At 60.2% G+C, this 8,696-nt stretch carries 7 protein-coding genes; 6 read left to right on the forward strand and 1 reads right to left on the reverse strand.

Features of this window, described 5'->3' with window-relative positions; all coding sequences use genetic code 11:
* The first annotated feature begins 213 nt into the window (after positions 1 to 213).
* The 6 genes from CMG77_RS14945 (at position 214) to CMG77_RS14970 (ending at position 7,561) form a co-directional block, all read left to right on the forward strand.
* Entirely contained in the window at positions 214 to 2,553 is a 2,340-nt protein-coding gene (locus CMG77_RS14945) for a TonB-dependent receptor (protein ID WP_286905033.1), read from the forward strand.
* The gene (locus tag CMG77_RS14950; protein ID WP_286806803.1) at positions 2,522 to 3,682 is read left to right on the forward strand and encodes an ABC transporter substrate-binding protein; all 1,161 of its coding nucleotides are present in this window, start codon (positions 2,522 to 2,524) and stop codon (positions 3,680 to 3,682) included. Before CMG77_RS14945 ends, CMG77_RS14950 begins: the two co-directional genes overlap by 32 nt.
* The gene (locus CMG77_RS14955; RefSeq protein WP_286806802.1) at positions 3,661 to 5,325 is read left to right on the forward strand and encodes an ABC transporter permease; all 1,665 of its coding nucleotides are present in this window, start codon (positions 3,661 to 3,663) and stop codon (positions 5,323 to 5,325) included. Before CMG77_RS14950 ends, CMG77_RS14955 begins: the two co-directional genes overlap by 22 nt.
* An 18-nt stretch (positions 5,326 to 5,343) precedes the next feature.
* Positions 5,344 to 5,979 (forward strand): CDP-alcohol phosphatidyltransferase family protein, encoded by a 636-nt coding sequence (locus CMG77_RS14960; protein ID WP_286806800.1) that lies wholly within the window; start codon positions 5,344 to 5,346, stop codon positions 5,977 to 5,979.
* Between the two features lie 95 nt (positions 5,980 to 6,074).
* Complete coding sequence (locus CMG77_RS14965) at positions 6,075 to 7,109, forward strand: alpha/beta hydrolase (protein WP_246004378.1); 1,035 nt, start codon at positions 6,075 to 6,077, stop codon at positions 7,107 to 7,109.
* Positions 7,110 to 7,294: 185 nt separating this feature from the next.
* Positions 7,295 to 7,561, forward strand: coding sequence for a hypothetical protein (locus CMG77_RS14970; protein ID WP_286806798.1), 267 nt, complete (start codon positions 7,295 to 7,297; stop codon positions 7,559 to 7,561).
* Here CMG77_RS14970 and CMG77_RS14975 read toward each other — a convergent pair.
* Positions 7,562 to 8,696 (reverse strand): BNR-4 repeat-containing protein (locus CMG77_RS14975; protein WP_286905035.1); only part of this gene is annotated, 1,135 nt, incomplete at its 5' end.

Raw genomic sequence — 8,696 nt, forward strand, 5'->3', positions numbered from 1 at the left:
GGCAACGGCGGATGCGGGCACCGCTGCGCTCGGCCCCTACGGATAGCTCTGAGGGTCGCGTAGGGCGGATAAGCGCAGCGCATCCGCCGTTACCCAACGTAATACCCCGCGCCACCGTATACGTAGGGGCTAAGCGAAGCGGAATAAATCCGCATCCGCCGTAAAACAACGATGAATGTATCAAATGGAGCAAAGTTGTTAATGAAAAACCGATTGTCCAAACGAGTGCGGTCGTCAATTCCGCGAACCCTGTGCGCCAGCGCCGTCCTCATAGCCGCGCTACCCGCTCACGCCCAAACCAGCAGCATTCAGGATGTCCTCGTGGTGGGCGAAGCCCTCAGTGGTATGGGCAATGTGCGCAGCGACGAAGTCGACGGGCCTTTTGGCCTGGGCCAGACCATCGCCGACATCGGCCGTTCAATCACCCCGGTGACCGAAGATTTGCTGAACGAAGCGGCCATCGACAACCTGCAGGAGCTGCAGCGGGTCGCTCCCAACACCTTCCAGGCCAAAGGCTTTGGTGCGCCCAGTCTGCCGACGCTGCGCGGTCAGTTGGGCGAAGTCTTCTCGGCCGGTATGCGTCGCCAGGTGGGCAATAACGGTCTGGGTATTCCGTTGTCGTTCAACTCGGTTGGCCAAATCGATATCGTGCGCGGTACCCCTTCGGTGATTCTCGGCACCACTCAGCGCACCGGCGGGTTTGTGAATATCACGCCCAAGCGCCCGGACCTGAGTGAGCCGGAGGGCCGCGTCAGTCTGACCGGTGGCGAATGGGACCAGTACGGTGCGCAGTTGGATTATTCCTGGGTGATCGATCCGGAGCGCCAGGGGGCCCGGATCAGCCTGGAGCATAAAGACGAAGGCAGTTTCTACGACTATGCCGGGCTCGACAGCACCAACCTGTTTGCCGCTTACCGTATCTTGCCCAGCGATCATTTTGAGTGGAATGTGTCGCTGGAATACTACGATGTGGAGTGGACCGATAATGCGGGCATCAATCGCCCGACCCAGGATCTGATTGATCACGGTCTTTACGTGCAGGGGCAGGGTGTTCAGCCCAATGGCTCCAGGGTGCCGGGCGCCTTTGCGGTCGTCAGTCCAACCGGCGAGGTAAAGATCCCCCGCAACCGGGTACATACCCACCCGGACGACATCAACGGGGCGGAAACCCTGTTGCTGCATTCGGTGTTCAATGTTGAGCTGGCGGACTCCATTCGCCTGGTCAACCGTTCCTACTACGAACATCTGGAGCGCGAGGAAATCGCCCAGAACAGTTTTGTGGAAATTGTCGACGGGGCCGATACGCTGGAAAACCGCACCGAGCTGCACATCCACAACACCACGGTGGGCGCCAACCTGCGTTACAACGACGTGCTCGGCTACAGCCAGTTCACCACCGAGGCCGATCTGCCCACAGACTTGACCGGTCCGCTCAGCAATCGGGAAATCCCGCTGACCGACGTACAGAAGGCGCGTCTGGTTGAATTGCGCCCGGGCCTGTTCGTTTCTCCTGGAGCCCAGTACGACATCGACGGCGACGGGGTGGGGGATTTCAATCTGTCGGACACGACGGATTCCTCCAGTGTGCAGGGCGGATTATTTGTTCAACACAAACAGCCGCTGACCGAGCGCCTGCAGTTGACGCTGGGCGCACGGGGCGACTGGTACGATGTTACCGCTCGGGATCCCATCGCACCTGAAGGCGTCGAGGCGGCGCGGGACAACCACAACGACTTCCTGAAAGCGGGTGAAGCGACGTTGCATTATCGATCTGGTGAATCGGTAACCCTTTACGCCACCAGCAGCTACAGCGAATCCACCTCCAACAGCATGGCCGGTGGCAATGTGCTTGGGGGGAACAACCAGATCGATCCGCTCAACTTTGCCACCGAAAATACCCTGCATGAAGTTGGCCTGAAATACGCGCCCGCTGGTTCACCCTGGTATGCGGATGCGGCGGTTTTCGATCAGACCCGCAGCCTGCGCAATCGCGATGGCAGTAACAGTGGGGTGGCCACCCGAGGACTGGAGGCGCAACTGTTTTATCGCGGGGAGCGTGCCTGGATGAGCGTGGGCGCCAACTGGCTGGATGCCGAGTTCGATAATTCCGCTGCGTTTCAGGCCGCGGAACAAGTGGCGGATGCCTTCGATGACTCCCGCCCGGATATCATTCAGGGCACCGGTGTCGGTGCGCCTAACTTCGCTGCCTTCCCCGCGTCCAACCAGCGTCTGCACGGCCTGCCGGACTGGAGCCTGTCCGCGGCGGGTGGGTACCTCTTTGCCGAGGGTTGGTCGGTGGGTGGCTCCGCCGTGCTGACCAGCGATTATCCGCTGGACTATCTGCAAACGGTCACCGTTCCCGAGCAGTTCACCCTGAATGCCAACCTGGCCTATGAGTTCAATCAGGGCGCCAGTCGCATCCGCCTGGATGTATTCAATCTCACCGACGAGGAAAACTGGACACCGGTGTTTGAAGGCGGGTATTTTGGTTCCTCTTTGGTCTTTCCGGAATTGCCACGGCATGTTCAATTGCAGTTTACCCAGCGCTTTTAAGCGCGCCCTGACCGCGCTGCTTCTGATGAGCAGCGCGGTCGTGGTCCAGGCCGAACAAACCGCCGAGGACTGGTCCGACGTGGTGCAGGAGGCGCGCGGCAGCACGGTGTTCTTTTACGCCTGGGGTGGCTCAAACTCGGTCAATCAGTATCTGCGCTGGGCCGGCAGACACCTGAATCGGCAGTACGGCATCAACCTGCGCCACGTCAAAGTCAGCGACATTGCCGAAGCGGTGCATCGCTTGCGCAGCGACCAGGCTGCCGGTCGGAAGCAGGGCGGAGCCATAGATCTTCTGTGGATCAACGGCGAAAATTTTCACGCACTGAAAGAGAGTAAGTTGCTGGAGCCGGATCTGCTGAGTGCGATTCCCAATCACGTTCATCTGCTCACGGACGAGTTGCCGCTGTTGACGGACTTTGGGGTGCCGGTGGACGGCTTCGAAGTGCCCTGGGGTATGGGCCAGTTCAACATCATCGCCCGCGACGGCAGCTTTGCCGAACCAGCCATCACGCCAGAGCAGCTTCTGGCCTATGCCGAACAGAACCCCGGCCGGCTCAGCTATCCCAAACCGCCGGATTTTATTGGCACCACCTTTCTGAAGTCCCTGCTGCAGGCTCTGGCCGATAATGACGAGCGGCTCTACCGCGAACCCAGTCGTAGTGCCGAACGGGACCTGCTGCCTGTACTGTGGGATTATCTTGACCAATTGCATCCGCTACTTTGGAAAAAAGGCCAGGCGTTTCCCAAAGACTCGGCGCAACAACTGCAGTGGCTGGCGGATGGGCAGCTGCATGCGGCGTTCAGCTTCAACCCTCAGGAAATGGACAGCAAAGTCGGCAATGGCCGGTTGCCGGAGACGGTAACCCAGCACTATTTTGCCCAGGGCGCGATCACCAACAGCCATTACCTGGCGGTGCCGCACAACGCCTCCCACAAAGCGGCGGCGAAAGTAGTGATCAATTTTCTGATTTCTCGCAGTGCTCAGGCCCGCAAGGCGGACCCGCGCTATTGGGGCGATCCGGCGGTGGTCAGGCTGGATGAGGCGGAGGCGCTGTTGCCCACCGCTCAGGAGCTGCACGCCGGCTGGCAGGAACGGCTGGAGGCACATTGGCTCGCGCGCTACCAGTAAGCCCGACCCTGAGCACGACGGCCGGGCTGTGTCTGGCTTTACTGCTGGGCCTGCCCCTGACGGTCGCGGTATGGCCCTACGTGGGTCAACTGGTCGGGCTGAGTGCCGACGCAGTCACTGATTTTGTGCGGGCGCCGGGACTGACCGCGGCCATCGGCTATTCTCTGGTGCTGGCGACTCTGGCGCCGCTGCTGGCCTGCTATGTGGCACTGGCTTTCAGCGCGCGGACATCACCGCGCCTGCTCGGATGGCTCGCCCCGTTGCTCTCCATTCCCCATCTGGCCTTTGCCGTGGGCGTGCTGTTTTTATTCAGTCCCACTGGTTGGCTGGTGCGCGGATGGCACAGTCTGTCTGGTGGTTTTGAGTCACCGCCGGCGTCGGCCTTGTTGGCGGATCGGTCTCTGTTCACCCTGTTCTGGGTGCTGCTGCTGAAGGAAATCCCCTTTCTGCTGCTGATGATCCAGAGCGCCCTGACCCAGATCCCGGCCGAGCGCTACCTGCAGGCGGGGCAGACCCTGGGCCACTCCCGACTGGCCAGTTGGTGGCAACTGGTGGTGCCCGAGCTGCTGACCAGGCTGCGCCTGCCCATGGCGGCGGTGGTGATCTACACCCTGTCGGTGGTGGATGTACCGCTATTGATCGGCCCCAATCTGCCGGGCGTGTGGGCCCAGCAGGTGTTTCAGTGGCAGCAGGACTTTTCGGCTCAGGCGGCTCACTCGGCACTGCTGGGCAGCCTGGTGCTCATCGTATTGGCGGTCCTTCTCCTGTGGCTGAACCGGCAGCACGAACGTCTTTATGCCGGGTTGGTGCGCGGGTGCCGGCGGGCGAAGGTCACTGTGTTGCCCTGGCTCGGCGGCCTGGGCTTGTTGATGCACTCCATCGCGCGCCTGTGGTTGCCTTTGATGGCGATGCTTTCCATAGGGGTCATGGCGGCACTGGTGGTCTGGTCGCTGGCGCAAAGCTGGTTCTATCCGGATCTTTTGCCCGGCACGTTCAGCCTGTCCACCTGGCAGAGTGAATGGCCGTTTCTGGCGCCGCTGCTCTGGCAGACGGCGGGGCTTGCGCTGGTCAGCGCCAGTGTCGGGCTAGTCGGGGCGTTGGTATGCCTGGAATGGCAGGCCCGGCGCGAGCGCTTCTGGCCCCAGTGGGTATTGCTGCTGGGACTGCTGGTACCGCAACTGCCGCTGGTGATGGGTTGGCAGTTTGGCCTGAGTGCGCTGCGTCTCGATCCGCACTGGTATTGGGTGCTCTGGGCCCACTGTGTGTTCACCTTTCCCTACGCCTACCTGATGCTTTCCGGTGATTACCGCCGCTTCAATCGACGCTGGCTGCTGGTGGGCCAGAGCCTTGGCTACTCAGCGCCGGCCTGCTGGTTTCGGATCCTGTTGCCCATTCTTAAGCAGCCGATACTCTATGCTTGGGTGATCGCATTTTCGGTCAGTGTCGCCCAGTACCTGCCCACCCAACTGTTGGGGGCCGGCCGTGTGGTGACCGTCACCACCGAAGCGGTCAATATTGGCAGCGGTGGGGACCGCCGTCTGCTGGGGCTCTATGCGTTCTGGCAACTCTTGCTGCCCCTGATACTGTTACTATCCGCCGCCCTGTTGAACCGACGGGCGCGCTATCGCTTCGCGCCGCGTTAACCTTCCCGGAGTCGCTTAATGCTCGATACCCGCCTGATTCCACTGACCCGCCCGCCGCTGCGCTGGCTTGCCGCACGACTGGATCGCCTGGGCATTACCGCCGACCAGGTGACTGTCGGCGGTTTCGTCATCGGGATGTTGTGCATTCCACTGCTCGCGCTGGAATGGTACGTCGCCGCACTGGTGGTGATTGTGCTCAACCGCCTGAGCGACGGCCTCGATGGCGCCCTTGCCAGAATTCAGGGCATTAGCGACTCTGGCGGCTTTCTGGATATCGTGCTGGATTTCATTTTCTACAATGCCGTTCCCTTCGGTTTTCTGCTCGCCAACCCGGAGCAGAACGCGTTCTGGTCCGCGCTGCTGATGCTCTCCTTCGTCGGCACCGGCACCACCTTTCTCGCCTTCGCGATTATGGCCAACAAATACCAGCTCGACAGCCCGGACTATCCGCAGAAATCCCTCTACTACATGGGCGGTTTGGCCGAAGGCACCGAGACCATCGTGGCGTTGGTGCTGTTCTGCCTGTTCCCGCAATACTTCCCCTGGCTGGCGGGCCTCTTCGCTGTGATGTGCTGGATCACCACCGCCGCACGGATACGGGCGGGCTTTACCACCTTGAAAGCCCTGTCACCGAGAGTTCGAACCGTTAATTAGTTGGGGCTGAGCTTTTGCCGGAATACTGTTAAAGTGCATCCGACCATTATGGTCGATGGTCCACAATAACGTTATTCCCGGCAAAGGTATTGGATATGAGATTCCTGACAAAGATACTCGGCGCTGTGTGTATCGCACTCGCCGTGTCTGCATGCTCCAGCGTACCCGTGGAGCACGAAATCAACCATCATCGAGATATCGTCTGGGCCAGCCCGGAAGGGTTTGATCTGACCCTGGATATTGCGGTGCCGCAAACCGACACTCAGGCCCGGCCCGTTTTGGTGGTCATTCACGGCGGTGGCTGGCTGGTGAACGATCAGTCCATCATGACGGACCTGGCGGACACCATTGCCCGACGTGCTGATCTGGTGACGGTGAACATCAACTACCGCCTGCTGGGGGACCTGGATAACACCACCACCATGGATGAAATCGTGGAAGATGCCATGGGAGCGGTGCTCTGGGTGAAAGACAACATCCAGCGCTACGGTGGCGACCCGGATCGCATTGCCGTGACCGGTGATAGCGCGGGCGGGCATCTGTCGGCCATGGTGACGCTGGCGGGGCGCACGCTGAGCAATGACGGCTTTGATTCCAAACCGTTGGGTTTCACCCCGACCTACTTGCCTGAGGGGATGACCGCCGAGGCCGTAGCCAGGGAGGATGGGTTGCGGGTGCAGGCGGCCATTCTGAGCTATGCGGCGTTCAGCCTGTACGAATCGGCCAAAGGTGGTTTCGAGCAGGACAGCAATCCGTTCTGGGCCTGGGGCGGCGCCGAGGCGCGCGGCATGTTTGGCGACGATATCAATGTCGAAGATAATCCCGAGTACTATCAGGCGGTATCACCGGATCAGTACCTGGTCAGTGCCGAGGAGTACCCCTTACCACCCCAGTTTGTTCACGTCGGGTCGGAAGACCAGCTGACGACTCCGGCCAGTGCGCGCGCTTATGTGGATGCGCTGAAGGCCTTGGGCCAGCCTGCCACCCTGAAGATTTACGAAGGCAGGGGTCACGGATTTCTGGACAGTGGTTGCAATGACTACACCCAGGGCTGCTTTGAGGAACTCTCGGAACCGACGGTCAGCGATATGATTGCGTTCCTGAACGGAGTCTTTGAGCTGGATGATTGATGCCCATACTGGGACGAGTACATCTGCGCATCCGCGGTACTGAGCAATTGCGGGGCGGTGTTGCCATCCTCTGGGTAGGGCGCGCCGCCCAAAGTGTGCGCTGAGGAATAATTTGGATTGACCGGGCTGGCGGTGGTAATGGCGGAGACTATGGCTCTATAATCGCGAATCTTTGCGGGGGTTCTATGAAAAAGCTGTTTTCGCCGATTCTCAATCACTTCGAAAAGGGCGAAGCGCGCTATGCTTACAAGCCCTTGCACCGCACCATTCTGATTGTGGTGGCGGTTCTGTTCCTGGTCATAGCGTCGGGCTCCCTGTTTGCGGCCATCAAGTTTTCCGTGTTGGGCGGTCTTATCCCCGCCGTGGTTTTTCTGTCGGGCAGTATTATCTGTGCGGTGGTGGGCCTTCTCGGAAGCGACAAGGCCGTGGCCAATATGTGGAAAACCCGCTGATCAGTAAACGATCCCCACGGTATCCAGGTAATAATCGGTGTAGGTAGTGTATTGCCCGCGCTGCCAGGCAATGACGCTATGGGAATCCTGCGGAATGATCATGGGGCGGATGTTGTGGCGCGCCGGGTCATCGGTCAACTGTTCCCACTGAATGTCAGCGGTTTTCTGTCCCTCGCCAATATGTGCGCGAAAAATCTGATGTTTGCCACCCAACGCTTCCCCGGTTTTTGGGTGAACATCTGTCGAAATCACCACGTGGTTCGGGTCTGACGGGTCGAGCGTGATCAGCCCGGTATAGCTCGCTTCGCGCTCGTACAGTCGGCCGCCGGCGTGGGCCACTTCCCGATCAATCCACTGCGCTCCATCCCAGGACGCCAGGCGGTAGCGTTGGTCGTTATTGCTCAGGTAGAGCGAGTAGCCGATATGGGGATGACCCTGCTCGTCCAGAACGATCGAGCTGGTCCAGGCGCTGTTGTGAGCGCTGAGCTCGTGGCCCCGGAAACCGCCGCCCCCGCCCTCGAATATCCGCTCGGCCTCTGATGGCTTCAGCGGCCCATCCTCCTTCAGGTTTTTGATGAAGCTACCGTCGGCCTTGTAGAAATTGCCGTTCCTGAATTCGGCGTAGTAAATACTGGTGCCGTGTACCCTTGGGTGGGCGTCGGTAAAGGAAACGGCGATAGTGTCCTGCCCGTTGCTGGCGTAGCGGGGGTAGGGCCGGTTGCGCCCTTCAACCTCACTTTTGATGAAGTGTACGGGATCGCCCCAGCTGGCGCCTTCATCATTGGAGGTGACGAAGGTGGGGTTCCATTCGATGCCCCGGTAGAAGTTGTACAGAGTGTCTTCGGCGGCCAGAGCGTACAGGTTCATATAGGTAACCGGCTCGCCGCTCTCCAGCGTGTGCTCTTCGCCCCAGCTCAGGTAGTCGTCGCTATCGGAGAAGCGGTAATAGTGCTTGTTCTCGGTGCTGTGACGGGCGTACACCACCAGCAGACTGTCGTCCGGACGGGCAAAAGACGCGGGGGTATTGTGATCATCATGGTCAAAGTGCTTGTGCAGGCTGGTTCTGCCCAGGATGACCCGATTTTCCAGATCGTATACCCCCACCGCCGCATCGCCAATGCCGTTGCCTGCCACC

The sequence above is a fragment of the Marinimicrobium sp. genome (assembly GCF_002695945.1).
GTDB lineage: Bacteria > Pseudomonadota > Gammaproteobacteria > Pseudomonadales > Cellvibrionaceae > Marinimicrobium > Marinimicrobium koreense.